This window comes from Eoetvoesiella caeni (assembly GCF_003315175.1).
GTDB classification, from domain to species: domain Bacteria; phylum Pseudomonadota; class Gammaproteobacteria; order Burkholderiales; family Burkholderiaceae_B; genus Eoetvoesia; species Eoetvoesia caeni.
The window spans coordinates 33,632-59,727 of sequence record NZ_QNRQ01000018.1 but is presented as its reverse complement, the minus strand read 5'-3'; the positions used below and the strand labels follow the sequence as shown (position 1 = coordinate 59,727).

Annotated in this window: 29 protein-coding genes; 10 read left to right on the top strand and 19 right to left on the bottom strand. The window is 60.8% G+C overall.

Features of this window, described 5'->3' with window-relative positions:
* Nucleotides 1-4 precede the first annotated feature (4 nt).
* The 7 genes from DFR37_RS20925 to DFR37_RS20895 form a co-directional block, all read right to left on the bottom strand.
* The gene (locus DFR37_RS20925; RefSeq protein ID WP_113935116.1) at nucleotides 5-277 is read right to left on the bottom strand and encodes a VirB3 family type IV secretion system protein; all 273 of its coding nucleotides are present in this window, start codon (nucleotides 275-277) and stop codon (nucleotides 5-7) included.
* The gene (locus tag DFR37_RS20920; RefSeq protein ID WP_113935115.1) at nucleotides 274-651 is read right to left on the bottom strand and encodes a TrbC/VirB2 family type IV secretion system protein; all 378 of its coding nucleotides are present in this window, start codon (nucleotides 649-651) and stop codon (nucleotides 274-276) included. The genes DFR37_RS20925 and DFR37_RS20920 overlap by 4 nt, the downstream gene beginning before the upstream one ends.
* Complete coding sequence (trbB, locus tag DFR37_RS20915; protein WP_113935114.1) at nucleotides 648-1,718, bottom strand: P-type conjugative transfer ATPase TrbB; 1,071 nt, start codon at nucleotides 1,716-1,718, stop codon at nucleotides 648-650. The genes DFR37_RS20920 and trbB overlap by 4 nt, the downstream gene beginning before the upstream one ends.
* Nucleotides 1,715-2,179 carry a ribbon-helix-helix protein, CopG family gene (locus DFR37_RS20910; protein WP_113935113.1) on the bottom strand — a complete coding sequence of 155 codons (465 nt, stop codon included), beginning with the start codon at nucleotides 2,177-2,179 and terminating at the stop codon, nucleotides 1,715-1,717. Before DFR37_RS20910 ends, trbB begins: the two co-directional genes overlap by 4 nt.
* Nucleotides 2,176-4,191 (bottom strand): conjugal transfer protein TraG, encoded by a 2,016-nt coding sequence (locus DFR37_RS20905; RefSeq protein ID WP_113935133.1) that lies wholly within the window; start codon nucleotides 4,189-4,191, stop codon nucleotides 2,176-2,178. Before DFR37_RS20905 ends, DFR37_RS20910 begins: the two co-directional genes overlap by 4 nt.
* 236 nt (nucleotides 4,192-4,427) lie before the next feature.
* Nucleotides 4,428-4,694, bottom strand: a complete 267-nt coding sequence (locus DFR37_RS20900) for an EexN family lipoprotein (protein WP_113935112.1) — start codon at nucleotides 4,692-4,694, stop codon at nucleotides 4,428-4,430.
* 14 nt (nucleotides 4,695-4,708) lie between these two features.
* Nucleotides 4,709-5,440, bottom strand: a complete 732-nt coding sequence (locus DFR37_RS20895) for a LysR family substrate-binding domain-containing protein (RefSeq protein ID WP_429866788.1) — start codon at nucleotides 5,438-5,440, stop codon at nucleotides 4,709-4,711.
* On the opposite strand from DFR37_RS20895, the gene DFR37_RS20890 reads away from it, so the two are divergent.
* The 8 genes from DFR37_RS20890 (at nucleotide 5,387) to DFR37_RS20855 (ending at nucleotide 13,510) form a co-directional block, all read left to right on the top strand.
* A complete protein-coding gene (locus DFR37_RS20890) occupies nucleotides 5,387-5,734 on the top strand; it encodes an HlyD family secretion protein (RefSeq protein ID WP_242341935.1) in 348 nt (115 codons plus the stop codon). The genes DFR37_RS20895 and DFR37_RS20890 overlap by 54 nt on opposite strands.
* A 1-nt stretch (nucleotide 5,735) precedes the next feature.
* Entirely contained in the window at nucleotides 5,736-7,502 is a 1,767-nt protein-coding gene (locus tag DFR37_RS20885) for an ATP-binding cassette domain-containing protein (RefSeq protein WP_113935111.1), read from the top strand.
* The gene (locus DFR37_RS20880; protein ID WP_113935110.1) at nucleotides 7,499-8,668 is read left to right on the top strand and encodes an ABC transporter permease; all 1,170 of its coding nucleotides are present in this window, start codon (nucleotides 7,499-7,501) and stop codon (nucleotides 8,666-8,668) included. Before DFR37_RS20885 ends, DFR37_RS20880 begins: the two co-directional genes overlap by 4 nt.
* A 4-nt stretch (nucleotides 8,669-8,672) precedes the next feature.
* On the top strand, nucleotides 8,673-9,791 hold the full coding sequence (locus DFR37_RS20875; protein ID WP_113935109.1) for an ABC transporter permease: 1,119 nt from the start codon (nucleotides 8,673-8,675) through the stop codon (nucleotides 9,789-9,791).
* 5 nt (nucleotides 9,792-9,796) lie between these two features.
* Complete coding sequence (locus DFR37_RS20870) at nucleotides 9,797-11,347, top strand: efflux transporter outer membrane subunit (RefSeq protein WP_242341934.1); 1,551 nt, start codon at nucleotides 9,797-9,799, stop codon at nucleotides 11,345-11,347.
* The gene (locus DFR37_RS20865; protein ID WP_113935107.1) at nucleotides 11,337-11,540 is read left to right on the top strand and encodes a YgaP family membrane protein; all 204 of its coding nucleotides are present in this window, start codon (nucleotides 11,337-11,339) and stop codon (nucleotides 11,538-11,540) included. The genes DFR37_RS20870 and DFR37_RS20865 overlap by 11 nt, the downstream gene beginning before the upstream one ends.
* 7 nt (nucleotides 11,541-11,547) lie before the next feature.
* On the top strand, nucleotides 11,548-12,969 hold the full coding sequence (locus DFR37_RS20860; RefSeq protein WP_113935106.1) for an MBL fold metallo-hydrolase RNA specificity domain-containing protein: 1,422 nt from the start codon (nucleotides 11,548-11,550) through the stop codon (nucleotides 12,967-12,969).
* Nucleotides 12,970-13,048: 79 nt separating this feature from the next.
* On the top strand, nucleotides 13,049-13,510 hold the full coding sequence (locus DFR37_RS20855; protein WP_170139973.1) for a cytochrome c: 462 nt from the start codon (nucleotides 13,049-13,051) through the stop codon (nucleotides 13,508-13,510).
* 78 nt (nucleotides 13,511-13,588) lie between these two features.
* Here the strand turns inward: DFR37_RS20855 and DFR37_RS20850 are convergent, their stop codons facing one another.
* The 5 genes from DFR37_RS20850 to parA all read right to left on the bottom strand — a co-directional run bounded on the left by DFR37_RS20850 (nucleotide 13,589) and on the right by parA (nucleotide 18,110).
* Nucleotides 13,589-15,592, bottom strand: a complete 2,004-nt coding sequence (locus DFR37_RS20850) for a relaxase/mobilization nuclease domain-containing protein (RefSeq protein WP_147251651.1) — start codon at nucleotides 15,590-15,592, stop codon at nucleotides 13,589-13,591.
* A 484-nt stretch (nucleotides 15,593-16,076) separates the two neighbouring features.
* Nucleotides 16,077-16,664, bottom strand: a complete 588-nt coding sequence (locus DFR37_RS20840; protein ID WP_113935104.1) for a S26 family signal peptidase — start codon at nucleotides 16,662-16,664, stop codon at nucleotides 16,077-16,079.
* Complete coding sequence (locus DFR37_RS20835; RefSeq protein ID WP_113935103.1) at nucleotides 16,661-17,206, bottom strand: DUF2840 domain-containing protein; 546 nt, start codon at nucleotides 17,204-17,206, stop codon at nucleotides 16,661-16,663. Before DFR37_RS20835 ends, DFR37_RS20840 begins: the two co-directional genes overlap by 4 nt.
* Nucleotides 17,203-17,475, bottom strand: coding sequence for a chromosome partitioning protein ParB (locus DFR37_RS20830; protein WP_113935131.1), 273 nt, complete (start codon nucleotides 17,473-17,475; stop codon nucleotides 17,203-17,205). The genes DFR37_RS20835 and DFR37_RS20830 overlap by 4 nt, the downstream gene beginning before the upstream one ends.
* Nucleotides 17,472-18,110: a ParA family partition ATPase gene (gene parA / locus DFR37_RS20825; protein ID WP_113935102.1), complete on the bottom strand. Its 639-nt coding sequence runs from the start codon at nucleotides 18,108-18,110 to the stop codon at nucleotides 17,472-17,474. The genes DFR37_RS20830 and parA overlap by 4 nt, the downstream gene beginning before the upstream one ends.
* On the opposite strand from parA, the gene DFR37_RS23090 reads away from it, so the two are divergent.
* A complete protein-coding gene (locus tag DFR37_RS23090) occupies nucleotides 18,109-18,249 on the top strand; it encodes a hypothetical protein (protein WP_170139972.1) in 141 nt (46 codons plus the stop codon). The genes parA and DFR37_RS23090 overlap by 2 nt on opposite strands.
* Nucleotides 18,250-18,423: 174 nt before the next feature.
* On the opposite strand, the gene DFR37_RS20820 is transcribed toward DFR37_RS23090, so the two are convergent.
* From DFR37_RS20820 to DFR37_RS20805, 4 genes are all read right to left on the bottom strand, one after another.
* Entirely contained in the window at nucleotides 18,424-19,284 is an 861-nt protein-coding gene (locus DFR37_RS20820; RefSeq protein ID WP_113935130.1) for a replication initiator protein A, read from the bottom strand.
* Nucleotides 19,285-19,310: 26 nt separating this feature from the next.
* Entirely contained in the window at nucleotides 19,311-19,604 is a 294-nt protein-coding gene (locus DFR37_RS20815; RefSeq protein WP_113935101.1) for a helix-turn-helix transcriptional regulator, read from the bottom strand.
* Nucleotides 19,605-19,723: 119 nt separating this feature from the next.
* On the bottom strand, nucleotides 19,724-20,497 hold the full coding sequence (locus DFR37_RS20810; RefSeq protein WP_113935100.1) for a DUF2285 domain-containing protein: 774 nt from the start codon (nucleotides 20,495-20,497) through the stop codon (nucleotides 19,724-19,726).
* 359 nt (nucleotides 20,498-20,856) lie between these two features.
* Entirely contained in the window at nucleotides 20,857-21,204 is a 348-nt protein-coding gene (locus DFR37_RS20805) for a DUF2958 domain-containing protein (RefSeq protein ID WP_180148096.1), read from the bottom strand.
* Between the two features lie 267 nt (nucleotides 21,205-21,471).
* On the opposite strand from DFR37_RS20805, the gene DFR37_RS20800 reads away from it, so the two are divergent.
* Nucleotides 21,472-21,768 (top strand): helix-turn-helix domain-containing protein, encoded by a 297-nt coding sequence (locus DFR37_RS20800; protein WP_113935099.1) that lies wholly within the window; start codon nucleotides 21,472-21,474, stop codon nucleotides 21,766-21,768.
* A 73-nt stretch (nucleotides 21,769-21,841) separates the two neighbouring features.
* On the opposite strand, the gene DFR37_RS20795 is transcribed toward DFR37_RS20800, so the two are convergent.
* From DFR37_RS20795 to DFR37_RS20785, 3 genes are all read right to left on the bottom strand, one after another.
* Entirely contained in the window at nucleotides 21,842-22,156 is a 315-nt protein-coding gene (locus DFR37_RS20795) for a DUF736 domain-containing protein (RefSeq protein ID WP_113935098.1), read from the bottom strand.
* A gap of 636 nt (nucleotides 22,157-22,792) precedes the next feature.
* Entirely contained in the window at nucleotides 22,793-23,320 is a 528-nt protein-coding gene (locus tag DFR37_RS20790; protein ID WP_211317322.1) for a JAB domain-containing protein, read from the bottom strand.
* A gap of 716 nt (nucleotides 23,321-24,036) precedes the next feature.
* Nucleotides 24,037-26,067, bottom strand: a complete 2,031-nt coding sequence (locus tag DFR37_RS20785; RefSeq protein WP_113935096.1) for a ParB/RepB/Spo0J family partition protein — start codon at nucleotides 26,065-26,067, stop codon at nucleotides 24,037-24,039.
* Nucleotides 26,068-26,096 lie beyond the last annotated feature (29 nt).

Genomic DNA, 26,096 nt, shown 5'->3' with positions numbered 1-26,096 from the left:
CCCCTCACACGTCCAGCAACGGCTTGTGTTTGATGTGGCGGGCAAAGACCTGCATGAATTGCGGGTCAACACGCGCCCCCCATACGGCCAGCGAATGGCCGACCATCCACAGCACCACACCCGGTATCCACAGTTGCAGACCCAGCCCGACGGCAGCGGCCAGCGTGCCGTTGGCAATCGCCACGGTGCGCGGCGCACCGCCCATCAAGATCGGCTCGGTCAGCGAGCGATGCAGCGGCACTTCAAACCCAGTGGCGAAGGTGTCAGCGGCGCTCATACGACGGCCCCGCCGGAGAAACTGAAGAACGACAGGAAGAACGAGGACGCGGCAAAGGCGATGGACAGACCAAAGACGATCTGAATCAGCTTACGAAAGCCGCCGCTGGTATCGCCAAAGGCCAGCGCCAGCCCCGTGGCGATAATGATGATGACCGCGACGATGCGCGCGACCGGCCCCTGGATCGACTCCAGAATGGATTGCAGCGGGCCTTCCCAGGGCATGGAGGAGCCGGCGGCCTGCGCCGCACCGGCGGCCAACAGCATCAACGCGGCCAGCAGCAGCCCCTGTCCGGCAGGCCGGGCCAGGCGGCGCAGCCGCGCGAGACGCAAAGGCGGGTTTACAGAAACACGTAAAGCATTAACAAGCGTCATGACAGTTCTCCAGCAGGATCAAGAAACGGGGAAATCGCTGTAGCCGGTGCAGCACCAGCAACAGGCGATCGTGCATAAAGCGGTGCCGCCAAGGCATCCGCCAGGTGATAGCCCGCCGCATCGAACCCGATGACGCGGGCGATGCTGTCCACGCGGCGCTTACGCCCGCGCCCAGCGATATGGATCACGACGTTGACCGCCTCGGCAATCAGCGCTCTGGGCGGGTTCACCGCCACTTCCAGAATCAGTTGTTCCAGGCGCAGCAGTGCGCCCAAGGCGGAACCGGCGTGAATGGTGGCGATGCCGCCGGGGTGGCCGGTTCCCCAGACCTTGATGAGATCCAGGGCTTCGCCGCCGCGCACCTCACCGACCACCACGCGGTCGGGGCGTAGGCGCATGGTGGCGCGCACCAGCTCCTGCATGGACACGACCCCCGCACGGGTGCGCAGCGGCACGTGGTCGCGGGCGGCGCATTGCAGCTCGATGGTGTCTTCCAGCACCAGTACGCGATCGCCCGTGGCGGCGATCTCGGCCAGCAAGGCATTGGCAAGCGTCGTCTTGCCGGTACTGGTGCCCCCAGCAATCAGGATGTTCTGGCGCTCGCGTACCGCAATCCTCAGAAACTCGGCTTGTTCGGCAGCAAGGGTGCCGTCGGCCACATAGCGATCCAGACTAAGGATGCTCACCGCCCGCTTGCGCAGCGCGAAAGCCGGGCCGGGTGCGGCGGGCGGTAAGATGCCCTCGAAGCGTTCGCCGGTTTCGGGTAGTTCGGCGGTCAACAAGGGCTGGCCGCGATGCACTTCCGCACCGACGTGGGCCGCAACCAGACGAATGATGCGCTCACCATCGGCTTCGGACAGTTCAACCCCCAACGGCGTGCGGCCCATAGAGAGCCGATCCACCCAAAGGCTGCGGTCAGGGTTGAGCATGATTTCTACCACATCCGGGTCTTCCAGCGCGGTGGCGATCACTGGTCCCATGGCGGTGCGCAGCATCTGGATACGGCGATCTTGAGACGCCGCAGCGGATGAACGTGGTTCGGGTGTGAACTGCGGGACGGCGCTCATGATGCACGCTCCTGCCTCTCGAATGCGGGTGCCGTGTCGTCCATCCGCACCGGGTCGGGGTGCAGCTCCTCCACCACGTCGCGCACCAGGCTGCGACCACGCAGCAGGTGGCGGCCAAGCTGTTCGACGAATTGCTCGAAACGCGCCTTGCCCTGGGCGCGGGCCGCATCCTGATGGGCTTCAGGCACCGGCGTACTGACCGTCAGGTAATAACGCACAAATAGCGCCAGGGTCTCGATCTGGATGTTCTGGTCTCGCTCCAGGCGCTCGAACTGGCGAGATAGCCGATCCAGACGCTTGGCCATCGCCGCTTCGCGCTGGTCGCCTGCATCGGGCGAAAGCCAGGAGGTCAGGGCGGCAGCCACGATGGAAGACTTGGACACCCCTTTCTTGGCGGCCAACTCGTCCAGGCGCTTGGCGTGTTCCGGGTGGATAAAGAGGTTCAGGCGATATCGGCTCATAGCTGGATTCCGTCATCAGGATCGAGGGCAGCCATGCGCGCCACGCGCTGCATGGCCGGGTCAAGCTGGCTGGGCAGCATGGGTGGCAGGTCGTCGTCATCCAACAGCGACAAGTCGCTGGATGGGTATTCGGGTTCGGGGCTGTAGACAATCACGTCCGCCAGTTCAGGCTGACGACGCGGGCCGCCATCGTCTGCCGTACCGCCTGTGTCTTGGCTCTCCATCGCTTCAGCAGTGGCGGGATCAGCCGGAATCGACAAGCCGCTCCAGTCGTCTGGACGAACTGGCGGCGTATCCGCATAGCGCCCGGCGGCAAGCACGGGCGGGGGCAGCACGCGATGCTTAAAATTGGCATCCCGGTAGTAGCGCAGCTTCTTGGCCTTGATCGGCGCCACGCTGGACACCATCACCACCGCCTCATCCGGCGGAAGCTGCATCACTTCGCCAGGGGTCAACAGGGGCCGCGCCGTTTCCTGGCGCGACACCATCAAGTGACCCAGCCAGGGTGCCAGGCGATGCCCGGCATAGTTGCGCTGGGCGCGCAGTTCGGTGGCCGTACCCAGGGTTTCGGAAATCCGCTTGGCGGTGCGCTCGTCGTTGGTGGCAAAGGTCACGCGCACATGGCAGTTGTCCAGAATGGAATGGTTCTGGCCGTAAGCCTTGTCGATCTGGTTGAGCGACTGTGAGATCAGAAAGCTGCGGATGCCGTAACCGGCCATAAAGGCCAGCGCCGTCTCAAAGAAGTCCAGGCGACCCAGCGCGGGAAACTCATCGAGCATCAGCAGCAGCTTATGGCGGCGCTCGATGCCGTCGGAACCATCCAGCGATTCCGTCAGCCGACGCCCGATCTGGTTCAAAATGACCCGGATCAGCGGCTTGGTGCGTGAAATATCCGAAGGCGGCACCACCAGGTACAGCGATACCGGATGGTCGGAGGCAATCAGGTCGGCAATGCGCCAGTCGCAACGCGAGGTGACTTCGGCCACCGTCGGGTCGCGGTATAGGCCGAGGAAGGACATGGCCGTGCTCAAAACGCCCGAGCGCTCGTTATCCGATTTATTCAGCACTTCGCGAGCGGCGGAGGCCACCACAGGATGCGGCCTGCCTTCTTCCCCCTCCGCGCCCAGGTGCGGCGTCGTCATCATCCGATGCAAGGTCAGCTCGAACGGGCAAGCAGGGTCGGACAGAAAATTCGCCACCCCGCGCAGCGTCTTGTCTTCGCCGGCATAGAGCACGTGCAGGATGGCGCCGACAAGCAGCGCGTGCGAGGTTTTTTCCCAATGATTTCGCTTTTCCAGTGCGCCTTCGGGGTCAACCAAAATATCGGCGATGTTCTGCACGTCGCGCACCTCATGCGCGCCACGCCGGACTTCCAGCAGCGGGTTGTAGCCAGCAGACTGGCTATCTGTGGGGTTAAACAGCAGGCAGTGCGAGAAACGCGCACGCCAGCCGGCAGTGATCTGCCAGTTTTCGCCCTTGATATCGTGAATGACGGCCGAGGCCGGCCAACTCAACAAGGTAGGCACCACCAGGCCCACCCCTTTGCCCGAGCGCGTGGGTGCAAAGGCCAGCACATGCTCCGGCCCTTCGTGGCGTAGGTACTGCCCCTCATGCTGACCCAGGAAAACTCCGACGGGTTGGGTGAGTCCGGCGTCGCGAATGTCACTGATCTCGGCCCAACGGGCCGAACCGTAGGTCGTGACCAGACGGGCCTGGCGCGAGCGCCAGATCGACATGCCGATGGCCACCACCACGGCCACCAGGCCGCTGCCGCCCGCGATCAGGCCGCCTGTGTTGAAGACTTCCGACGCATAGGCATCGAAGAAAAACCACCACTCGAACAATCGCCAAGGGTAATAAATCGGCGTACCGTGAAAATCAAACCAGGGCGAACCCAGGCGTAGCTGATAGCCCAGGGCGGCGGCTGTCCATTGTGTGGCACTCCACACGCCGGCGATCACAATGCCGAATACGACGGCGATCTGCCCGAACAGTACATTCGTCCCTTGCATAGCCTGGCCTCCGTTTTCCCCTGCGTTCAAATCCCCGTGAAAATGCGACACGTACATGTGCCTTCCTTACGAGGATCGGTGCCGGGCCAGTGCCGGTCAAAGACTGTTATCGGGACGAAGGTGATGAAAAAAGCATCGTTTCAGGCTGGGGCGAACACGACAAAAACGCCGCAAGCGTGGGCGCGCTGCGGCGTTTTAGCAAAGAAAAACGGAAATATGTGGCGCGTGGCCGACGATCAGAACTTCGGCGATGTTTCCTGCGGCGTATAAGGCACTTTGCCGTCACCAAAGAAACGTTTATTCGTCGCTTCAGCCACGCAGTTGCACAGCACATCACCCATGTGGGGACGATCTGTCTTGCACTGGCGGCGTAGTTCCCTCAACCGTTCGGGATCAGCGGCCAGTTCCTCCACGGTGGGCGCATCCGGTTGAGGTTTTGGGGGCTCAGATTGGCCGCAAGCAGCCAGCCCCATAACCAGCAACAGTACGGAAAGGTGTTTCATAGCTCGACTTCCTCCTAGGTATCAGGTTCAAGCGGTAGCGTCGGCCTGACGCCTTCGGGTGACTCGATGGCTCGCACCCGTTCAATAAAACGGAAGATGGTTACTGAGGTTTCAGCTTCACGCCGCAACAAGTACGTCGTGAGTATGGGCGAACGGCCTGCAAGGGGTCGTGCCACCACGCCCGGTTCGCGGCTGGACTTGATGTGTGACGCCCCCGCCAGGCCCAGCGCAAAGCCTGCCGACACCAGCGCCATCATCAAATCGAACGAGGCCACCCGCTCTGCAATCAATGGTTCCATATCAGCGCGGCGCAGTACCCGTTCCACTTGCTGCGCATGACCTTCGCATGCCTGCGGGTCACACAGCACAAGGGGATAACGCAGCAACTCATCCAGCGGGATGCGCTTATGCTTAAGCAACGGATGGCGCGCCGGCACCGCCACCCATAGCGGATCACTCCATACCGCATCGGCAGCAATGCCTTCTCCAACTTGATCGGACTGCGCGAACCCTACGTAGTACAGGTCGTCATTCAGCCCCTTGATTTGCTGCGACAGAGACACCTCGAATACGCGGATTTCGACCTCTGGCTCTTCCTCACGGCACAGGGCCAGCAGGCTGGGCAAGCGCGAGGGTGTGATGCCATCGGACAGCGCAATGCGTAATTGACTGTGGAAACCGTTGGCGGCAGCATGGTGACCAGCCAAAGCTCCGTCTACAGCCTGAGTCTGGATCAACCTGTCTATGTCCGTGCCTATGTCGCGGAACCGGATCTTGGGCGCATCGCGCCCGGTACTAAAGTAAAGGTTTCTAACGACTCAACCGACAAAGTGTATGACGGCCAGATCGGTTTCATCTCGCCTCGCGCCGAGTTCACCCCCAAAACAGTAGAAACCACAGACTTGCGCACCGATCTGGTGTACCGCCTGCGTATCGTCATTGATGAAGCCGACAGCGACAAGGGATTGCGCCAAGGCATGCCGGTGACGATAGACGTCGATACCCATACCGACTCCAGCACCCCAACCAGGAAAAACTGACATGCACGCCCGTTCCATCACGGCTGACCCATCGAAAAATGGAAACGCTGCTGTCGTCATCGATTCGCTGGATAAGCATTTCGGCCATGTTCAGGCGCTGCAGGCGTTAAGCGCATCCATCCATTACGGACGCCTGACCGGTCTGGTGGGCCCCGATGGTGCGGGCAAGACGACACTCATGCGTATCTTGACCGGCCTGCTCGAGCCCAATGCGGGGCGGGCCACAGTGGCGGGATACGATGTCGTGCAAGATAACGAAGCGATTCACGTGGTCACCGGCTACATGCCGCAGCGTTTCGGGCTCTACGAAGATTTATCGGTCATGGAGAACATGCGTCTGTACGCGCAACTTCGTGGCATGGATGCCCATCGCAACACCGACCTGTTCGCCGAACTGCTGAATTTCACGCGTCTGGAGCCCTTCACCGAGCGCCTGGCTGGCAAACTTTCCGGCGGCATGAAACAGAAGCTGGGCCTGGCCTGCGCGCTGATGGCGCGACCCAAGGTGTTGCTGCTGGATGAACCCGGCGTAGGCGTCGATCCGGTCAGCCGACAAGACTTGTGGCGCATGGTGCAGGCCCTGACCGATGAGGGCATGGCCGTGGTGTGGTCCACCGCCTATCTGGATGAGGCTGAACGTTGCGAAAGCGTTCTGTTGCTCAATCAAGGGAAGCTGCTGTTCGACGGGCCGCCACAGAGCCTGACGGCGCAGCTTGAGGGCCGCAGCTTTCGCCTGCAAAACGTAGGAGACCAACGTCGGGCGGTGCTGACCCAGGCACTCGATCTGGACGCCGTAAGCGACGGTGTCATTCAGGGGGCGGGCGTACGTATTGTGCTGCGCGCCGGTGCGCAACCTGAAGCCATCCAGACATTGGCCAAGCAGGCGCACGTGACATTAACGCCAGTACCCGCACGGTTTGAAGACGCCTTCATTGACCTGTTAGGCGGCGGCCCAGGCGGCACCTCAGCGCTGGCCGAACGCCTGCCTGTTGTCGAACTCGGTTCCGACATTGCCGTGTCGTGCCGTAATCTTACTAAGCGTTTCGGCAATTTCATCGCCACCGACAACGTCAGTTTCGATGTGCATCAAGGCGAAATTTTCGGCTTGCTTGGCCCCAACGGCGCGGGAAAATCCACCACGTTCAAGATGCTGTGCGGCCTGCTTAGGCCCACCCAGGGCGAGGCCCAGGTGGTGGGGCACGATCTGCGCCGGGCCACTGGCGCGGCCAAAGGTAAGCTGGGGTATATGGCGCAAAAGTTCTCTCTGTACGGTCTGCTTTCGGTGCGCCAGAACCTGGAGTTCTCGGCAGGTGTGTACGGGCTGGAGGGCCAGACGCGGCACGAACGCCTCGAAGAAATGATCGACACCTTCGATTTAGGAAACTGGTTGTCGACCACGCCCGACTCCTTGCCCCTGGGGCTCAAGCAACGGCTGGCATTGGCGTGTGCCTTGATGCACCGCCCACCCGTGCTTTTTCTGGATGAACCGACCTCTGGGGTTGACCCGATCACCCGCCGCGAGTTCTGGACCCACATTAACGGCCTGGCACGCAAGGGCGTGACCATCATGGTCACCACCCACTTCATGGACGAAGCCGAATACTGTGATCGCGTCGCCATGCTTTCACGCGCGCGCCTGATTGCCCTGGACACGCCCGATGCGCTCAAGCAAGGGGCTGCCACCAAAGAAACGCCAGATCCAACCATGGAAGACGCCTTCATCCACCTGGTGGAATCCGCCGAGCAAAACGACGAGGCCGCTGCATGAACATTTCGACGCCTCGATCAAGCGAAACACTTGGGCCCGCCGCGGACCTACGTCGCTTTGACCTGCAACGCTTACGGGCCTTGATTTACAAAGAAAGCCTTCAAGCGTTGCGTGACCCTTCAACACTGCTGATTGCTTTTGTATTGCCTGTGGTCTTGCTCCTTCTGTTTGCCTACGCGGTGTCGCTGGACGCCAAGCAGGTTCGTATCGGTGTCGTGATGGAATCGGAAGGGGCTTCGGCCCAGGCTCTGGCAGCCGCGTTCGCTGCCACCGACTATCTGGATGCGCACTTCGTCCATGATCGCCGGGAAGTCGACAACAAACTGGTGTCGGGCGAACTGCGCGGTTATGTCGTCATCCCGCAAGACTTCGAGCAGCGCATGGCGCTAAGGAATAGCGAACCGCTCGTACAGATCATCACCGACGGCTCGTATCCCAACACCGCCAATTATGTCGAGAACTACTCACGAGGCGTTGTGCAGTCGTGGCGGACCGGGCTCGATGTCGGTGCGCCGCCTCAAGCCGTCGTGCTCGAACCGCGCTACTGGTTCAATGCCGAGCTTGAAAGCCGACGGGCTCTGGTTCCTGGTGCCATCGCCATCGTGATGACCATCATCGGCACGATGCTCACCGCGCTGGTCGTAGCGCGCGAGTGGGAACGCGGCACGATGGAGGCGGTGTTGTCCACCCCAGCTTCCGTGGCCGAAATTCTCATCGGCAAGCTGCTGCCGTATTTCGTGCTTGGCATATTGTCCACGCTGGGTGCAACAGCGCTTGCGGTGTTTGTTTTCAACGTTCCGTTGCGGGGCTCGCTGACCGCATTGATGCTGTTGTCGGCGGTGTTCATGGTGCCGGCGCTAGGGCAGGGTTTGCTCATCTCATCGCTGGCGCGCAATCAGTTCCTCGCGGCACAAATCGCGCTCTTCACAGGTTTTTTGCCGGCCTTCATGCTGTCGGGCTTTCTGTATGAAATCGACGCCATGCCCGCGTGGATCCGGACCATCACACTGCTGGTGCCTGCACGCTACTTTGTTGATTCACTGAAAACCGTATTCCTGGCCGGAGACGTCTGGGCGGTGTTCGTTCCTAACCTGGCAGCCATGGCGGCAATCGGGGTGCTGTTCTTCATGATTGCCAAGCGTGCCACGCGCAAGAACCTGGAGTAACGCCGTGTTCGCCTCCGCATTTTCATTCACCCGCCTGCGCGCCCAGTTCATCAAAGAGGTGCTTAGCGTGCTGCGTGACCCACGCAGCCGCATGGTGGTGTTCGTGCCACCCATCTTGCAACTGCTGGTGTTCGCCTTTGCCGCCACGCTGGAAGTCCGCAATATCGACGTCGCCGTCTACAACCAGGATTCTGGAAGATGGTCGTACGAACTGATCCAGCGTCTGGACAATGCCGACTTCATCACCCATCTGCACCGTATTGACAACCGGCAACAATTGCATACCTTGATCGACCGAGGCGAAGTCATTGCCGCCCTTTCCATACCCGCAGACTTTTCCCGCACGATTGCGGCCGGCGGCAGCGGTATGGCACAAGTATTGGTTGACGGTCGGCGCAGCAACTCAGGACAGATTACGGTCAGCTACCTGTCTACCATCGCGGCTGACGTCGGCGCCACGGTCGTGCCCGAGGCGCAAATACCAATCCCGGTGGTGACCCGCCACTGGTTCAACCCGAACCTGATTTACCGCTGGTTCATCGTGCCCGGCCTTAGCGGCATCCTGGCCCTGTTCAGCGCACTCTTGATCACCTCGCTGTCGATTGCCCGCGAACGCGAATTGGGCACATTCGACCAATTGCTCGTATCGCCGACCTCGACGCCGGAAATCATCATCTCAAAATCGCTGCCAGCCCTGGCCATCGGCACCCTGCTGGGCCTGTTCATGATCAGCGCAGGCGTGTTCCTGTTCGGGATTCCCTTTACAGGCTCCTTTGTCCTGCTGCTGACCAGCCTTGTGCTGTTCATCCTGTCAGTGGTGGGCATCGGCCTGATGATTTCCGCCGTCAGCATGACCCAGCAGCAAGCCATCCTGGGCGCATTTGCTATAGGTGTACCAGCGGTACTGATGTCAGGGTTCGCCACGCCGGTGGAAAACATGCCGTTGTTTCTGCAATGGCTGGCACAGGCTATTCCCCTGACTCACTTCCTGATCATCGTCGAGGGCAGTTTTCTTAAGGCCATGCCGCCTGCTGACATCTTCGCAAGCCTTTGGCCACTAGCGCTTATTGCCTTGGTCACTCTGACGATGTCCACCGTATTCGTCCGAGGACGCTTGCAATGACATTCATGATAACCAGCCATTCGCCTAACAGCGCCCTGTATCGAACTCGCAGCCGCCTGCGCCTTGCCACGCTGACCGCAGCTTGTCTGTTACTGACTGCCTGCGCCACTGTCGGCCCCGATTATCAGGAGCCGCCGGTTGATAGCGGTGAGGGGTGGTCGCTACCACTGGCCAACGCATCCGGTCAAGCGAACCTAAGCAATTGGTGGTCTGAGTTAAACGATCCGGTGCTGGATCGTTTGATTGCCACCGCTCTGACACAAAACCTGGATCTGAGACAAGCAGCAGGCAAGATCGACGAGGCACGCGCCATGCGTGATCGGATTGCGGGTGAGCGGTTGCCTGTTGTCGAAATCGGCGCCAGCGTCAACCGGCAGCGACAAAGTGAAAATGGCCCCTTACCGATCAACTCGATGCCCGGCCTGGACGCCACGCAAACTATTTACGATGCAGGCTTTGACGCAGCGTGGGAGGTCGATCTGTTTGGCGCCAGGCAACGCGCCCTGGAAGGCGCGCACGCACGGCTGCAGGCCACCGAAGCCGAAGCTCAGGGAGTGCGCATACGCATCATCGCAGAAGTGGCAAGGGCATGGTTCACAGCCGTTGGCGCTGAGCACGAACTACGTGTTCAGACATCCACACTGGATACGTTGCAGCAAACACTCGAACTGACCCGCCTGCGACATACGCAAGGAGATGTCTCGGCCACCGATGTCGACGTTGCCTATGCACAGTGGGCCACCGCCAACGCACTTTTACCCGACATCCAGGCGCGCCAACGCGCTGCGATGCTTAGTCTAGGCGTACTGCTAGGTTCACCGCCGGAACGTGAGCTTTATTTGCTTGACGGTCAAATGGGCTCACTCACATTACGAACCTTGCCCATCGGTGAGCGCGCCGACATCCTGCGCCGACGACCCGACGTTCTGGCCGCAGAACGGCACCTGGCTGCAAGCACCGCCGACATTGGCGTTGCAACGGCCGAATTGTTCCCAAAGTTAACAATTGGCTTCGGCGGCGGGTTTCAGGCACTCAGTACAGGAAACTGGTTTGACCCATCCAGTTCTCGCTTCTCCGTCCTGCCGTTGGTGTCCTGGAGGCTGTTCGACGGTGGTCGGGTGCGTGCAGAGATCCGGGCCAGCGAGGCCGCTGCACATCAAGCTGCATGGGCCTATGAGCAGGCCGTACTAACTGCCTTGGGGGATGCCGAACGCACAATAAGCGACTACCACGCAGGGCTTGCGAGCCTGGAACGTCGTACCGCCGCGTTACACGCATCTCGTACCAGTTACGAACGCAGCAGAACGCGCTACGCCGCGGGCGACATAACGCTGATCGAACTGCTGGTTGTTCAGCGCAACTACCACGACGCAGAAAAAGCAGTGGCGCACGCCCAGCTGAACGCAGCCGTACAAATGATTGCTTTGTACAAAGCATTGGGTGGAGGTTGGAATGCACCCGAAAAGCCGGCGTTGACACCTCCATCGGCCGAAGAGCATTACCGCATCTACAAAACCCTAGCTCAAACACAAAAGGAGATTAGCCATGGGAACTAATGTCGGAAATATCGACCGCCTGATACGTATCGTCATTGGCCTTGTGTTGTTAAGTCTGCCATTCTGGCTCGACACACCGTGGCGCTGGCTGGGACTGATAGGAGTCATGCCCTTGGCCACCGGTTTGATCGGCCGCTGCCCAGGATACCGTTTGTTAGGCCGTAACACCTGCTCACGACACAAGCCAGAGTGAGTGTTCAATGAAATTGAGTTTTCTGGGTGCAGCGAGCGAAGTTACTGGCTCATGTTTTTTGGTGGAAACGAACAACACTCGTTTCCTGGTCGACTGCGGCATGGTGCAAGGTGGGCAGGAGGCAGCCGAACGTAATAACAAGCCATTCAAATTCGATCCGACTTCCATTGATTTCGTGTTGCTTACACACGCCCATGTCGACCACTGTGGCTTACTGCCCAAGCTCACCCGCTCTGGCTTCAAAGGGCCAATTTACGCCACGAAGGCAACAACAGATTTACTCAGCGTGATACTCCCCGATAGCGCTCACATTCAAGAAAGCGATGCCAGGTGCAATGCCGTACAACGTGTGCACAAGACAACAGCATCACCAATTTATACCTTGGATGATGCTCGGAAATGCCTTTGTCAAACCAAGCGGGTGGACTACGATCAAAAGTTTTCCCCACATGCAACAGTACAGTGTCGGTTCCGTAATGCCGGGCACATTCTCGGGTCAGCCATTATCGAAATCTGGATCACCGAATACAGTTACCCGACAAAGCTTGTGTTCAGCGGCGACCTTGGCCAACCTGGACGTCAGATCTTACAAGACCCTACTTCAATAAAAAATGCTGACATCCTCGTTATAGAGTCGACATACGGAAACCGTCGACATCAGAGTTTGACTGCGACCGAAAACGACATGGTTTCCATTGTTGAAAACACCCTTTTTGAACGAGGCGGAAACGTCATCATCCCAGCGTTCGCAGTCGGACGCGCTCAACAGATTATCTATCAATTACACCGACTTACTCTCGAGGGGCGACTTCGACCTCCCAAGATATTTGTTGACTCGGCGATGGCGACAGCCGTGACGAGCATTACACGCGAGCATATCGAACTATTTAACGAAGAGGCCAAACATCTCGCAGAATGGCACGCTCTGGAGCACGACTTACCCTATTTACACTTCACTGCCAATGTTAACGAATCCAAAGTACTGAACCGAGTCCGATCCGGCGCCATTATTATCTCTGCAAGCGGCATGTGCGAAGCTGGGCGCATCCGTCACCACTTACATCATAACTTGCCACGGCAAGAATGCAGCGTGATCATCCCTGGGTTCCAGGCCAAGGGCACGCTTGGTAGACGTTTGGTAGACGGTGCAAAACAAGTACGCATACTCGACGAAGATATCCCGGTAAGGGCTTCCATTTTCTCTGTTGATAGTCTTTCAGCACACGCCGACCAAGATGCTCTATTGGCTTGGGCAGCAGCTTTCGAGAGACCACCGGCGCAAACATTTGTCGTACATGGAGAACCCACAGCGTCGCAAACACTGGCTGATACCTTGAGAAAAATTCTCGATTGGCAAGTGACTGTACCCGAACATGGTCATGAGGTACTTTGGCCGAATTTTCTATCTGCCCCTAAAAAACACGTTTAACGCTCTTAGCAGCCATCCAAAACTTCCATCTCTACAAAACCCATAACGACATGCCTTCATAACAAACATTGAGAACTCCATGAACAACTTCTTGAAAACTCACACTTTGCTTAAAACTTTCTTCTCGGTAATTCTGGCTGCGTACACCACGAGTCTTAATGCGCAGACCGAACAAGCCGAAGAACCCATGAGTCTTCGTACCGTAATGGAAAAACTTGGCCATGATATGGAAGCAGTGACTGGCGCAATTTCTAAGGAAGACTGGGCACTAATTGCGGAGCTAGCACCGAAAATTTCCCACCATGCCGAACCACCGATGTTGGAAAAGGTGCAGATTCTCACTTGGCTTGGATCTGATGCGGGAGAATTTCGAAGCTTTGATATGCAGGTTCAGGAGGCGGCTACAGAAATGGGCGAAGCGGCAAAGCAAGCAGATGGTCAAAGAGTTATCGAAGCGTTCTCAAAAACACAACAAAGCTGTTTAGCTTGCCACCAAAATTTCCGTCAGCCGTTCGTTAAGCGATTTTACGGGGAGCGTTAAGAACACGACCCAAATGCATAGAGGCATTGGCCGTGCAGGACACGGGTACCTATTTTTAGCACTCTGGCTTAAAAGCCATCAGACAGAAAGACCCCGGCGCACTCCGAGTTCCCAAGAAGTCCGGCCACCACGCACAGTCACAGCAATTTCCTGCTCCAGCCGCTCCTTGAGTACCGGGCTCCACGGCACTAGGTTGAACCCCATACCATCGACGAGCATGGCGTAACGTCCACTGGCGAGCATGACGCTGCGCCGGTAGATGCCCGCCACGCGCTGCCCGTCTGCCGTCGGTCGGTACTCCAAGCCAGTGTCGGCGGCGATGTCCTTGGCCGCCTGCGCCAGTTCCCGATTGCGCAACGTACCGAGCAGGTTCCGGGCAAGGATCACACGCTGCCCGCGTCGCTGTGCCAACCCCTGTTCTTCAAGAAAGCCAGCCCTTTTCTGCATGGCCTGCTTGGCCTCGCCCCCAAAACCCACATCCCCCAAGCCCTTGCCGCCGCCGATCAGTTGCTGGTCGAGCCAAGTGGCCCCGATCACGCGGGCCTGCCGTTCGATCGGCAGGGGTGATTTCAGTTCCACCGCCACACCACCCACGCGTTGCGCATCATATTGACGACCTTGTTCGGGCAGATCGCCCGGCACTTTCCATAGTCCTTCGGCTACGCGCTCCACAATGCCGGCGCGGCGCAAGGCTTCCAGCCGGCGAACGTGAGATGCGACCACTTCCTGAGGGTAGCGTCCCGCCTTGGCTCGGCCTTGTTCAATCGCCAGATGATGATCAGTGCGGTACAAGCCATCGCTTGCCAGTGTCGCGATGTTGCGGTCGGCAGCCCGGATATCAGCGGAACCCTTCACTTCCACCACCGCACCGGTCGGATAGTTGGCCGGTTCGTCACGCGCATTGAGCGCAACATAGTACGCTTTGCCATCCACGCCGTCGATCACCAGATAGCCCCGGTCGTGCAACTCGTCGGCCAGCCCCTTGGCCGCCACGCGCCCAACGATGGCGCGGCCACCCCCATCGTCGTCTTGGCCCGGCTCGAACACGGCAAGTTCACGTTGTTTTCCGCTCATGGCCCGCTGCATGGTGCGGATGATGTCGCCGCGTTCGCCCAGGGCGCGCAAGGCTTTTTCGGCATCGACATGCATGGCCCAGGTGCCGGGCTGTATTTCGTTGGCCAGCCCCAGGCGCTGCAAGTGTTGCAGACGACCGATCAACAGCAGGCGCTGGCGTTGCAAGGTCGGTTCATTGAAGCGCTGGATATGCACCCGCCCATCCTCGCCGATCTCGCGTCGTAGAGTTCGATCCAAGCTTGTCCACCGCTCCTGTTCCACTTCACGCCGCATGGTCTGCTGGATTTCCCGCTCGGTGCGTGGCCCCAGCCATTCGGTCGCCAGTTCAGAAGCGCGATGACGCAAGCCCTGGGCGATATAGTCACCCGCAATGATGAGGTCTTGGCCGGTATCGTCGCGCCCGCGCACGATCAGGTGAGTATGCGGATTATCGGTATTCCAATGATCCACCGCCACCCAATCCAAGCGCGTCCCCAAGTCTGCTTCCATGCGGTTCACCAGATGTCGGGTGTAAGTGCGCAGGTCATCCAGCTCCGCGCCATCTTCGGGCGAGACGATGAAGCGGAAATGATGCCGGTCGTCTGCGCAGCGTTCCTTGAAGGCATCCAGATCGGCGACGTCCGTCTGTGGCCCATAGGCCTGGCCCGGTTCACCATCACGGCCCGCGCCATCGCGTTCGATGTATCGCAGGTGCTTGGCAAGCGACTGGGGGCTGGCACGTTGCTGATTCACCAGCAGCGTCTTGATGGTCACGCGCCGCGAGAATGGCGTGAGATTGGCGCCTGCGAATCGTGCCGCCGTATGGCCGCGCCCCAGGCGTGCGCCGGGACGCTGGCCAGCGCGTACGCTGCAGCCACCGGCTGTGGAATGGCGCATTGAGGACTTGCCCCCGCTGGCCTTGCCGGTCTGCTTGAGTACCTTGGCAATAAAACCTTGGCCTTGGCCCTTGCTCCGGTTCTTCGGGGCGCTGGGACGCACCCGGAAATCATCATCGCGGCGGTCGCTCATGGCTACGCTCTCTATAAGTTCTGAATGCAGTTGTGGCGTAGCCGGTCGTGTGGAGCACGCGGCCAGCCCCGTCTTGGCGCGGGAATCACGCCCCCAGCGGCACGGCGGCAACGCCGCATCGTGCCGCGCCACCCCCATGTGCAGACTGGCTTTGCGGGCGTCTGGGTGCCGCCCCCTTTTGTCTTGCCTTCCGCCTTTGCTTGTCGCTTTCGCTCCCGGCGTCGGCGGCCCGGTGGCGCAGCGCTGCGGGCAGCCCGCACACCGGCGAACGCGCCGATGGATGCTCCAGGGGCCGCAGACCAGGCGCGTTCGAGACAAGACGCCTGCACGTGGGAGGGCCGCGCCGGAGGTCGCGCGGCGCGCAGTATCCAATACACAGGATTGGCGCCAGCACGGCAGACGCAACGACATGACGGCAGCCCCAAGGAAGACACGCCTGATAGCACGATGACATGCAGCGCGACGTGCATTAAATCGGCGATCGTCATGGCTGCACCTCATGCCAGATCGGATGCGCGATGCCGATCACGGCGGCTGCGCTGATCGGGCCAAAATAGCGGCTGTCGAACGAGGCCGGATTCGTGGCGCTCAACAAGAACAGTTCGCCCGCCATCAATGGCCGGCACTGCGGCCAGGATGCCAGTGGGCGGCCCAGCCGGTCGGTAGGTAGCGCGGCGGCCACCGGTACGCCGTCGATACGTACCTGACCGTCGATGATGCAGACGTGTTGCGGCGCGACCGCGCCCACATGTTTAAGTAGCGGGATATGTCCTGGCAGGTAGCCGCGCTGCGCGGCCAGCGCGGCGGCGTCGGCAGGCAATCGGGTCAGAACGATGCTACCCACTTCCAGCCGATGGGGCAGCGAGCCGGACTGATATTGGAACGGTTCGACGCGATACCAGCCGACTGCCACGCTGTCGGACGGGTTATAGATCAGGCGCGGTAGCGGCTGCATGAAAGCCGTCCAGGCCAGTGCTGCGAGGCCGACGGCGGCGAAGCCCGCTAGCACGATGCGAGCACGCCAGCGTGAGCGAGGTTGCTGCGCAGGGCCAGCAGTGCAAATCCTGCTCATGGCCGCATCCTTCCGGCCAACCAGGCGGCGTGCCGCTCAGCGGTGTAGTCGGGTAGCGGCAAACGAGCCGCCAGCCGATTGGCGAGCGTGCGCCAGTACGCGGGCGAGACGGCGGCGGGGGCAATCCCCCGCGCCTCGATGGCGTCAATACGTTCCAACACCGAACGGACTGGATGATGGCCTTCGACGTGCAGCAGCAGGCGCGCGCCGGGCTGCACGCCGAGGATGCGCTGCGCTGCATCCATCGGTGTGCAGGCCTGCATCACCATAAGTTGCCAGCGCACCGTGCCGTAGTCGTTGGCCTGCCAGCGGACGCGGCAAAGCACCGCGCCCGGCAGAAACACTGCCCAGCGTCGCCAACGGTCCAGCCGCAGCGTATGTGCCGGCTCGCCAAAACGCAGGTAAAGATTGAAGTGGGGTTCGATTGTGGCCAGCGCCACCCATGTCAGCGGTGCGCGGTTGGCCTGCAAGGCAAGCACGGCGGATGGCGGCAGCGATGTCGCCGTCCCCGCGTCAGCGGCAGGCGAAACGGAGGTATTCATGGCGTGTCCTCGTTGCGATGTTCTGGAAACTCGCGCTCCAGCAGACCGCGCAGCAGGTCGGCCACGGTCAGGCCTTGCTTGAAGGCCGACACCTTGATGCGCGCCCGCATGGCGGGTGTGATGTCCAGCGTCAGGCGGGCGGTGTAGCGGTCGCCCTTGTTCAGTGCGCCGGCGTCGCGCTGGCGAATCCATGCCTCGGCGTGTGGATTTGCGGGCGGGCGTGCGCCGATGCCGACGCGCTTGGGCTGTGGTGGACACTTGGCGGTCATGTCGGCCACCGCAGCAGCTCATCGACCAGCGCGGTGATCTCACGCGCCGCCGCACTATCGGGCGCCATTTCGCATGCCAGCCGCCCAGCGGCCACACTGTCGGCAAAGACAATCCGTTGCCGAACCTCGGTCCGCAGCGCCGGCAATAGCTGCTCGGCCAGCGCCTGGCGTGCTTCACGTCCAATGACGGTGGTGCTGACCCGTCGATTGATGACAAAAGCCGCTTGCAAGGCGGGCCGGAACACCTGGGCCTCGCGAATCAGCGCCACCATCTCGGCACTGGCCCACAGGTCGTAGGGGCTAGGCTGCACGGGAATCAGCACGTAATCGGCTGCCAGCAGCGCGGAGCGCGCCAAGGCGGCGATGCGGGGTGGACCATCAATGACAACGTGATCGGCCCGTCTGGCGAGTTCCGGCGCTTCCTGATGCAGCGTTTCGCGGGCCAGGCCCACCGCACTGAACAACCGTGGCAGTCCTTGCTGGCTTCGGCGCTGTGTCCAGTCCAATGATGAACCCTGCGGGTCGGCGTCCAGCAGGATAACGTGCTGACCGCGCAGCGCGAGGTCTCCCGCGATGTGGGTGGCAAGCGTGGTCTTGCCCACACCGCCTTTCTGATTGAGCAAGGCAACGATCATGGCGCTGCCCTCCCGCCTGGAAAACCGGGCTGTTTTCGCCTTGCCAAACGAGCTTGGCTTTTCGGCTGATTTCGCGGTTCAGACCTTCCTGGTTTTTGGCTTTGGGATGTTGCCCATGGATATGGCGCTGCTCTATTAAAAGTTAGAGTAGTTAAGTTAGATAAGTTAAGGGGCGCGCAAAGCCAGCAATGGAGCGGGGTTGCGGCCGTTTTTGTTGCCTGATAGCACGAGGATGTGTTGCCTGATAGCACGAGTGTTCTGTTGCCTGATAGCACGACACTATCCACAGGATACTCACAGCTTATCCACAGATTTATCCCCGTGCCGTGGGCGACACGGGCCGGAAGGTGAGCAATTCGATTCTGTTCTCCGGTATGAGCTCGATGCCCAGGACGTAGCCCGGCAAGGATTGCTTGTTCACCAGGGCGCGCAAGTCGGCGGCAAAGTCGTAGAAACGCGCCACACTGCCCGACTTGCGATACAGGTGTCGAAAGTCGAACTGCCAGCCATCTTCCTGTCTGCCGCCGTGCTTGCGCACGAGACGGTACAGCCAGCGTTCGATACCACCGGTCAGCCGGAAGTACGCCAGGTCGATGGTCAGCACCAGGGCGGCATCCATCACCCCGGCATAGAACCAGTCCGGCAGGACCAGTTCGATACCCAGCGGCTTGCCGCTGGCATCGGCCAATTCCTTCCATTCGTTTATCCAGGAAAAGCGGTGCAGTCGCCGCCCCGTGGTTTCCCGAATGGATGTCGCCACCGTGGTCGATTGCAGACGGTCCAGCGCCGCCTTCAGGCGCTGGTAGTCGCGCAAGCCCGTGCCGCGCCCGATAAAGCGCAGGATTTCGTAGGGACGCACCTGCATCAGCCGTGAGCTGCGAAGGCCCGCATCGCGGGCTTGCACGATCTGGCTGGCGGCCCAGATCAGGATGTCGGCATCCCAGATGGTGGCAATGCCATGCTCGGCCGTGCCCTCCACGCGAATGGTGATGTGGCCGCTGCGAAAGTCGATGGGCGCGATGCGGCGCGACTTCGCCAGCGAAAAGAAGGGATAGGCCATCAAGTCCTGGGCATCGCGCGGCGCCATGTCCTCGCCCGGCAGTGCGCGGAACAACGCCAGTTGTTCGCGCTGCTGCGGTGGTCGTTGCCTCAATGACGGCGAAGGGCTGGACATGGCGAAGGCCACCGGCGAGCCGACGATCAACGGCCATCACGGTAGTCGCCCGCGTGACGCTCGGCGTATTCCGGGTCGGACGTGGCCTCATAGCTGCGCGCATCGGCCCAGGCATCAAGGTCTGCCACGGCATACATGACGCGCCGGCCGAACTTGCGAAACTTCGGTCCGCCGCCGATCACGCGCTGCTTTTCCAGCGTGCGCGGCGACAGGCGCAGATAGTCGGCGGCCTCGTCATTGGTGAGGTAACGTTGGGGTTGCGCGGGCGCAGCGGCGAAAGCAGCGGGAGCGGCGGCAGGCCGTAAAGGTGCGGGTCGCATGGGGTGAACCTCCATCGGTTGAGAACGCCCGGCCACGCAGCGCGGCCGGATGCAGACAGTCTCAACAAAGAGGAGGCGCTTGCTCAGGGACGTTTTGCAGGGGGTGCGAAACGTCCCCCTCATCGAGCCAGTGGCGCTGGAAGCTGCGCCAGTCGGCGATAGCCGCCGCGCATCAGCGCATCGCCGCGACGCACCAGCCGCCGCACGCGGGCGCGCAAGGCGCTGTCGGCGTGCCAGTCCGCCACAACGGCATCCACACCGAACAGTCCTTCGGCCACCTCGCGCAAGGACGCGCCCGCCAGGGTCGCGTCGAGCGCCTGCAAGGTGTGCAGTTCCAGCAATGCAGTTGGTGTGGGCCGAGAACGGGTTGTGGCCACTGGCATGATGTTCGTGGCGGCGGCCAATGCGTCCAGCGTGGCCGCGAATACGCGATAGCGTGCGCTGGGCGTGGCGCTTGCCCGGATGGCGTACAGAAAGGCCATGCCGTCCTCCAGACCCGGAGCCAGTACGAGCCGCATGGCGCAGCCCAGCCGCTGCGCCACCAGCACCAGGCGCTTGCCATCGTGGATCAGATATTTGCGGCCAGGGATATGCCAGAACGCGAAAGCCGCTGCATCAGGCAGCGGGTCGGCATCCAGGTGGAGCTGCACCACAGTATCGTGATCAGAAAGCCAGATCGGGTGAGCATCACGGGCATCTAGCGCTGGGGCTTCCAACAGGTGCAAACCCCAGTGATGCCCCGCGTCCGGGTGGCGATGGCGGCGCAGCCAGTCGAGCCGGTAATCAGGGTTTCTGCGCAGGTACTCCCAGGCCAGCGTCGGGCCGTCCAGATGCAGGATATAGAGATACGCGGCTGGCGGATGCCAGTGATTGGTGGCGAGCGAATCGGCCATGACGCAACCCCCTTTTTTACTCAGCGGGGCGACGGCATAGAAAAACAAACACAACGCAGTTTCAATACGTTAAGATTTAACTACCAATCGCATAAAATGAAACTAAAACCATCAAGCCCGATTGCGTCTTAACCCTTGCGCTGTTGATCTGAATGCGTCGCCCACGCCGCTAAACAATCAGCGTGCAGCACTCATCACCCTGGCGCATTGCGTGCAAAAGATCATGACTATTTAAGTCTGAGCTGCTGCGCTTTTCTGCAAGACTCCTGATTCAGACCGTACCGGTCTTGAATATGACCGAAATAGTCTCAATGCGCCCTGGCTGGATGGACGGCGCGTTTTGATCGCAGCCACCGGTTTCAATCCGTGATCGAACCGTTTTCTTTTGCCAGGCGCACATATTCCGAGAGCGGGCGTACCGCCTGGAAATAGCGGTCACGCATCACGGGTTGCTTGCGTGGGCCGACGATGGAGGCCAAGGCGGAAAGCTGCACCGCTCCCAACTCCGGCATGCCTATCCCCAGGTCGATCAGGCCATAGGCCGTATCGCCATCCATCGGGTCAAGACTGGCCAGCAGCCAGGTCGCATGGGCGTCCGGCGTGAAGATCCGTACAACGGGCAGCGGGTCGATGCGCTGGCCTGTGGCGCGCGCTTGCCCATGCGCAAGCAATTGCGCACGCTCTTCGTTAGTAATGAGTGGATGGATCACATTTTCTCTGCCAAAGCGTAAAGCCGCTGATCTGTCTTTGTGCTTTTGTGCGAAGACCCGCAAGCGGTTTGTCTTGAAGCCGTAAATGCGGGCAATCGTAATGCCATTTGTGCGCAAGGCATGCAAAGCACGATTGGGGTTCTCCGATTTTAAGTTAATACGTCAATACGGATTTCCGTAATGACACAAAAAGAAAATAAAGTTTAGATGAATGAGTTAAAGATAACGTGGTTTTAATTGTGCCGCCAAACGAACCTTCTGTCTATGCAGAAGCGATCCATCCAGCGCGGTCGACCCCTGGGCGCCACCACCTACGATGCCGAATTGGCGCAAGCCTTCGGCATGGCGGTGCGTGCCTTGCGCACGGAGCGCGGCATCGCCCAGGAAATGTTGGCGAATCTGGCCACCATTGAACGCTCCCACTTGGGCAAGATCGAGCGCGGCGAACACACGCCCACCTTGGGCATCATCTTCAAGATCGCCGGCGCGCTCGAATGCAGCACGGCAGTGCTCATGACCCGGACAGAAGCCCAGCTTGCCGAAGGCAAGGTCTCAGAATAAGGTCTGGGGCGGCAACGCCGCCATGGGCCGTCGGGTGCATAGTGCCCCGCCAAAAGGCGGGGCGCGCGGTGGTTTAAGCCGCCTGCGGCTTGCTACGCGTCCACAGGAGATCATGCGTGCCGTCCTCGTTTTCGATCAGGCGGGCGTAGACGGTAGCCGGGAACGTGGGGTCGTCCAGGGTGACGGACAAGTATTCCCGCCCGGCCTCGCTGGTTTTCTTCCACGCCGCGCCGATGTCATTGCCGGCGGCCTGCAGGCGGAAGTCGGGGGATTTACCGTTTTCGCCCTTGTCGTTGGGAACGAGCTTGACCTTGACGTTGAGCGTCAGGGTGCGCAGGGTGCCGGTGTAGCCGTTGTTATCTGCGGTGAAGGTGCCGATGGTAGCCATGGTGATACTCCTTTCAGGAAATCAAGGTCGCGCCAGTGCGTCCTTGTTGTGATCCGGTCGGCGGGGGTGGGCGGGCCGCACCGCGCAAGCGGCCGTAACAGCGTGGAGGGCCGGGAAGCACACAGAATTTGTCCCGCGAGGAATGCGCGTAGCGCAGGGGAAATTGTTTGTGCTGGACGGTTGCGGCCCATCAGCCCAAGGCTTGCCGTCCCCCGCCAGGATTCACGACAAGACAAGGACGTACAGGCCGACCGTCCTGCAAGGAGAGGTGGCGGACTCGGTTTCACCGCATACATGCTCGACCGGTAAGCACCCTGACGCGGGCAAGAACCAAGTTGCCGATGTTGGGCGAAAACATCCCCGCCGCACACTGCGGCGCTGCCTTTGAAGGCGCGGTGTGGAAGTTCCATAAGCTCAGGCTGGGCGGCGTATCGGTGAACCGTCCCTCGTGATGTCCAGACAAACACCTGCCAGCATCGAGGACGACACGCGTGCGTGCAACCTGCGCCAGCCAGTCCAGGCGTAGTCTTACCCGCGCCGCCGTTGGCGGGCGCTATACAGAAGAAGCCGCAAGCACTTGACCCTGCTTATTTAACAACCGCACAGGACCTAACGCCCTGTGCGGTTGTCGGAGCTTTACACCTGCCCCTGCTCGGCCAATGAGGCCGTGCTGGCCGCCGTCACGATGACATGATCGAGCAGCCGTACATCTATCAACGCCAGCGCGTTTTTCAGATGCTTGGTCAGGTTCAGGTCTGCCATGCTTGGCTCAGTTGAACCGGACGGATGGTTATGCGCCATGATGAGCGCGGCGGCATTGAGTCGCAGGGCAGTTTTCACGATCTCGCGGGGATAGACGCTAGCTTGATTCAATGTGCCCGACCCCTGCTCGATGTAGCGAATCGGCTTGAAACGTGAGTCCAGATACAGGAAGGCGGCGCATTCGTGGCCCAGCCCGGCCAGCTTGGCCTGAAAAAACTGCTTTACCTTGGTCGGCTGATCGACCGGCGACGATTGGGAAACCAAGCTTTCCGCAGCGTTACGGCCCGCCGCCAGAATCTGCTCGTCGCTGGCCAGCTTGTAGCGGCCACTGGGACTGCGTACATACAGGGTGCAGGCCTCGTCCATGTTGTCATAGCTCAGTGCGGCGATGGTGTTGTTCATGATGCGCTCCAGTGTTCAGGGCGGAATTGCCCGGAACCCGAAGGCATGGCGCAGCGCAGGTTTCAAGGGTCGAAGACGGCCAGCGGCCGCAAGCGGCGCCCACGGCGACGCGCCGCCCTTGAAAATAAGAACGGCATGACACAATGGCCGGGAGCAAAACAGCCCCCACCGTGTCACTGGGTTTTGCGTTGGAATCCTCTGCGTGCAACGCAGCCAGACTGTAATCGTTGCGGGTCGCGCAACGTTCAAGCGCAGTGCGCAGCGCCCCCGGCGCGAAGGCGTGAGGGATGGAAGCCGAATGGCCGTGACGGCAAAGCCAGCATGGAGCGAAGTCCGACAGCCCGGCGGCGCTGCGCCGGCACGCACGGATTTATCCACAGATTCTGTGAGCAAGCCTGTGCATAAGCCATGAAAATTTTATGACAGCCCTTGTCATTCCGTGCCTTGCGCCTGGATGGGCTGCTATTTGTCCAGCGCAGCGATGGCCGTCCGCCCCCAAGCGCGCTTGTGTCATAGGCTCCGGTCGCCGCTGGCCCCGTGGGCGGCGACCGGCTGATTTGGCTTTTCGCTTTGGCTGTTATCACCGGGCGCGGCGATGCAGCGCCCGGATTTTGCTCACCGTCCCCCATGGCAGAAGGACATGAGGGACGGTGCTAAATGAACCCATAAACCGCCAGCGCCCCGGCTGGAACCGGAGCGCTGGTCACTCGTCGGAGTTATGCTGCGACTACATCAGCCGGTTCAGTGGGCGCGTCGGCATTCTCGACGGTTGCGCCGTCTTCGTCTGCCGCCGCATCCTGCGGGGCTTCCCCCCGGAAGATGGTGGGCATCCAGCCCGTACCCTGCACCAGCCGTTCCGCTTCGCTGGCAATATCGGCCTTCCTCAGCTTCGCCAGCCGGGATACGTGGTCAGGTGCGAACTCGCCCACGGCATCCAGAATCACGGCCTTGGACACATGCTTGAAATAACCTTCGGCGGTCGGCTGCCACCATGCCGCCATGTCCAGCCCCACGGCCTGCGCCAGTACCGCACCCGGTTGCTGCGCCGTAGCGCGGGGTGTGACAATATCCACGCTTGCCGCCGCGCACACTGCCAGCAGCCGCACCAGTTCATCTTGCGACTTTGCCAACAAGACGGCGAACAGGTCGGGGCTGTCCTGGGGCAAGTCCTCGCCTATGGTCTTTTGCAATTCGGCCAGCGCCACGGCGGCGGGGGATTCGGGCCAGTCCGGGGCCAGGCTTTCCAGCCGGTTTTGCTCGGTCAGGCGTATTTCCAGCGGCAAACTATCACGATAGTAATACCCCTTTTGCAAGACCGTCTGCACCATGCCATGCACCACAGCGGCCAGGGTGGTTTGTGGATTCCGGGCCAATTCGATTTGCAGCGCAGCGGTGCGGTGGGCGCTCAAGCGTTGCGCCAGCCGGTCGGACATAGAAGCGGCCTTGGGCTGCGCGTCGTCTTCGTCGTCGTTCGTGTCGTCTTCGCCCCTGAAACCCTGCCGCAGCCGTTCCAAGGTGCGCAGCGCCTTCGCTTCGGCTTCGCGCATCAGACCGCGATGCACGACAATTTCCCCTTGCCGATCGAGCGTGACGATGGCACCGGCAGCGGCTTTGACGTTCGGGGCGTAATCCAGCAAACGATCTTCCAGCGCCTGCAATTGTTCGCCCAGGCTATCGCCTTCGGCCTGCAAGGCGTCGGCCTTTTCCTCGTCGTCATCTTCCAACGCCGCATCGATGGCTTCACCAATGGCCTGCATCTTGGTTTCCAGCTTGTCCATGCGGTCGCTTTCCCGCTTGGTGGGGTTGCGCCGCTCACGCGGGGCGCGCTGGAATGTTTGCAAATCGGCATAGGAGGCGGCGGGTGTGGCATCCACCCATGCCCACCCCTCGGCCTTCACGGTGGCTGCGTGTTCGTCCAGCTTTTGGCGCACCAGCGTTTCCAACAGCGCCGCATCGGTGACATACACGCCGCTATCATCCTGCGCGAACAAATCACGGCGGATGCCGCCGCCTGCGGCTTCGTAGGCATCCAGCCCAACGAAACGCACCAGTGCATGGCCTGCGTCAATCTCCCGCTCGGTCAGCCGATCACGCAAGGCGTGGGGCTGGCGCTGCCATTCGGGCGCATCGTAAAACGCCGCGTCTTGCGCCGCATGATCGTCCGTAATGGCAAGGGCCATCAACTGTTCAAGGTTCACCGCATCAGCGCGGTAATCGGCCAGCAGACGCGGCGAGACGTTCGCCAGCTTCAAGCGCCGCTGCACCACCAGCGGGGTCACACTGAAATCCGCCGCAATGTCTTCGATGGGTCGGCCTTCTTTGACCAGCGCGGCGAACGCTTCAAACTGGTCAGCCGGGTGCATGGCTTCGCGCTGCACGTTCTCGGTCAGGCTCACGGTGCGGGCGCTGGCGTCCGCCACCAGCAGGCATGGAACCTCCCAATCCTTGGCGATGCGGCGCTTCTTCGCCAGCAGCTTGAGCGCCGCCAGCCTGCGGCCACCGGCCACGACCTCGTAATGCTCGCCATTGACGGCGGCGATGACGGTGAGGTTTTGCAGCAACCCCACGCGGGCGATGCTCTCGGCCAGCGCATCAATCGACTGGCCTGCGGTCTTGGTCTTGCGCACGTTGCGCTTTGAAGCGCGAAGCTGCGACAGCGGTACGAGAATCAGGTTTTGCGCCGGGGCGGCGGCTTCGGGCGTAGCGGTGTCGATAACTTGGACTTCGGTGTGGTTGATCGCGTTCATGGTGAACACTCCTTGAGGTTTTACATTGC

What these genes read in the sequence shown, in the direction of transcription:
- DFR37_RS20810 (WP_113935100.1), bottom strand. Translation starts at nt 20,497, where the DNA reads ATGGCCGATTCGCTCGCCACCAATCACTGGCATCCGCCAGCCGCGTAT.
- DFR37_RS20790 (WP_211317322.1), bottom strand. Translation starts at nt 23,320, where the DNA reads ATGAACAACACCATCGCCGCACTGAGCTATGACAACATGGACGAGGCC.
- DFR37_RS20885 (WP_113935111.1), top strand. Translation starts at nt 5,736, where the DNA reads ATGCACGCCCGTTCCATCACGGCTGACCCATCGAAAAATGGAAACGCT.
- DFR37_RS20835 (WP_113935103.1), bottom strand. Translation starts at nt 17,206, where the DNA reads ATGAATACCTCCGTTTCGCCTGCCGCTGACGCGGGGACGGCGACATCG.
- parA (WP_113935102.1), bottom strand. Translation starts at nt 18,110, where the DNA reads ATGATCGTTGCCTTGCTCAATCAGAAAGGCGGTGTGGGCAAGACCACG.
- DFR37_RS20840 (WP_113935104.1), bottom strand. Translation starts at nt 16,664, where the DNA reads ATGAGCAGGATTTGCACTGCTGGCCCTGCGCAGCAACCTCGCTCACGC.
- DFR37_RS20815 (WP_113935101.1), bottom strand. Translation starts at nt 19,604, where the DNA reads ATGCGACCCGCACCTTTACGGCCTGCCGCCGCTCCCGCTGCTTTCGCC.
- DFR37_RS20850 (WP_147251651.1), bottom strand. Translation starts at nt 15,592, where the DNA reads ATGAGCGACCGCCGCGATGATGATTTCCGGGTGCGTCCCAGCGCCCCG.
- DFR37_RS20865 (WP_113935107.1), top strand. Translation starts at nt 11,337, where the DNA reads ATGGGAACTAATGTCGGAAATATCGACCGCCTGATACGTATCGTCATT.
- DFR37_RS20880 (WP_113935110.1), top strand. Translation starts at nt 7,499, where the DNA reads ATGAACATTTCGACGCCTCGATCAAGCGAAACACTTGGGCCCGCCGCG.
- DFR37_RS20905 (WP_113935133.1), bottom strand. Translation starts at nt 4,191, where the DNA reads ATGCAAGGGACGAATGTACTGTTCGGGCAGATCGCCGTCGTATTCGGC.
- DFR37_RS20800 (WP_113935099.1), top strand. Translation starts at nt 21,472, where the DNA reads ATGCAGAAGCGATCCATCCAGCGCGGTCGACCCCTGGGCGCCACCACC.
- DFR37_RS20860 (WP_113935106.1), top strand. Translation starts at nt 11,548, where the DNA reads ATGAAATTGAGTTTTCTGGGTGCAGCGAGCGAAGTTACTGGCTCATGT.
- DFR37_RS20910 (WP_113935113.1), bottom strand. Translation starts at nt 2,179, where the DNA reads ATGAGCCGATATCGCCTGAACCTCTTTATCCACCCGGAACACGCCAAG.
- DFR37_RS20820 (WP_113935130.1), bottom strand. Translation starts at nt 19,284, where the DNA reads ATGTCCAGCCCTTCGCCGTCATTGAGGCAACGACCACCGCAGCAGCGC.
- trbB (WP_113935114.1), bottom strand. Translation starts at nt 1,718, where the DNA reads ATGAGCGCCGTCCCGCAGTTCACACCCGAACCACGTTCATCCGCTGCG.
- DFR37_RS20920 (WP_113935115.1), bottom strand. Translation starts at nt 651, where the DNA reads ATGACGCTTGTTAATGCTTTACGTGTTTCTGTAAACCCGCCTTTGCGT.
- DFR37_RS20900 (WP_113935112.1), bottom strand. Translation starts at nt 4,694, where the DNA reads ATGAAACACCTTTCCGTACTGTTGCTGGTTATGGGGCTGGCTGCTTGC.
- DFR37_RS20890 (WP_242341935.1), top strand. Translation starts at nt 5,387, where the DNA reads ATGGTGACCAGCCAAAGCTCCGTCTACAGCCTGAGTCTGGATCAACCT.
- DFR37_RS23090 (WP_170139972.1), top strand. Translation starts at nt 18,109, where the DNA reads ATGGCGCTGCCCTCCCGCCTGGAAAACCGGGCTGTTTTCGCCTTGCCA.
- DFR37_RS20785 (WP_113935096.1), bottom strand. Translation starts at nt 26,067, where the DNA reads ATGAACGCGATCAACCACACCGAAGTCCAAGTTATCGACACCGCTACG.
- DFR37_RS20855 (WP_170139973.1), top strand. Translation starts at nt 13,049, where the DNA reads ATGAACAACTTCTTGAAAACTCACACTTTGCTTAAAACTTTCTTCTCG.
- DFR37_RS20830 (WP_113935131.1), bottom strand. Translation starts at nt 17,475, where the DNA reads ATGACCGCCAAGTGTCCACCACAGCCCAAGCGCGTCGGCATCGGCGCA.
- DFR37_RS20795 (WP_113935098.1), bottom strand. Translation starts at nt 22,156, where the DNA reads ATGGCTACCATCGGCACCTTCACCGCAGATAACAACGGCTACACCGGC.
- DFR37_RS20870 (WP_242341934.1), top strand. Translation starts at nt 9,797, where the DNA reads ATGATAACCAGCCATTCGCCTAACAGCGCCCTGTATCGAACTCGCAGC.
- DFR37_RS20925 (WP_113935116.1), bottom strand. Translation starts at nt 277, where the DNA reads ATGAGCGCCGCTGACACCTTCGCCACTGGGTTTGAAGTGCCGCTGCAT.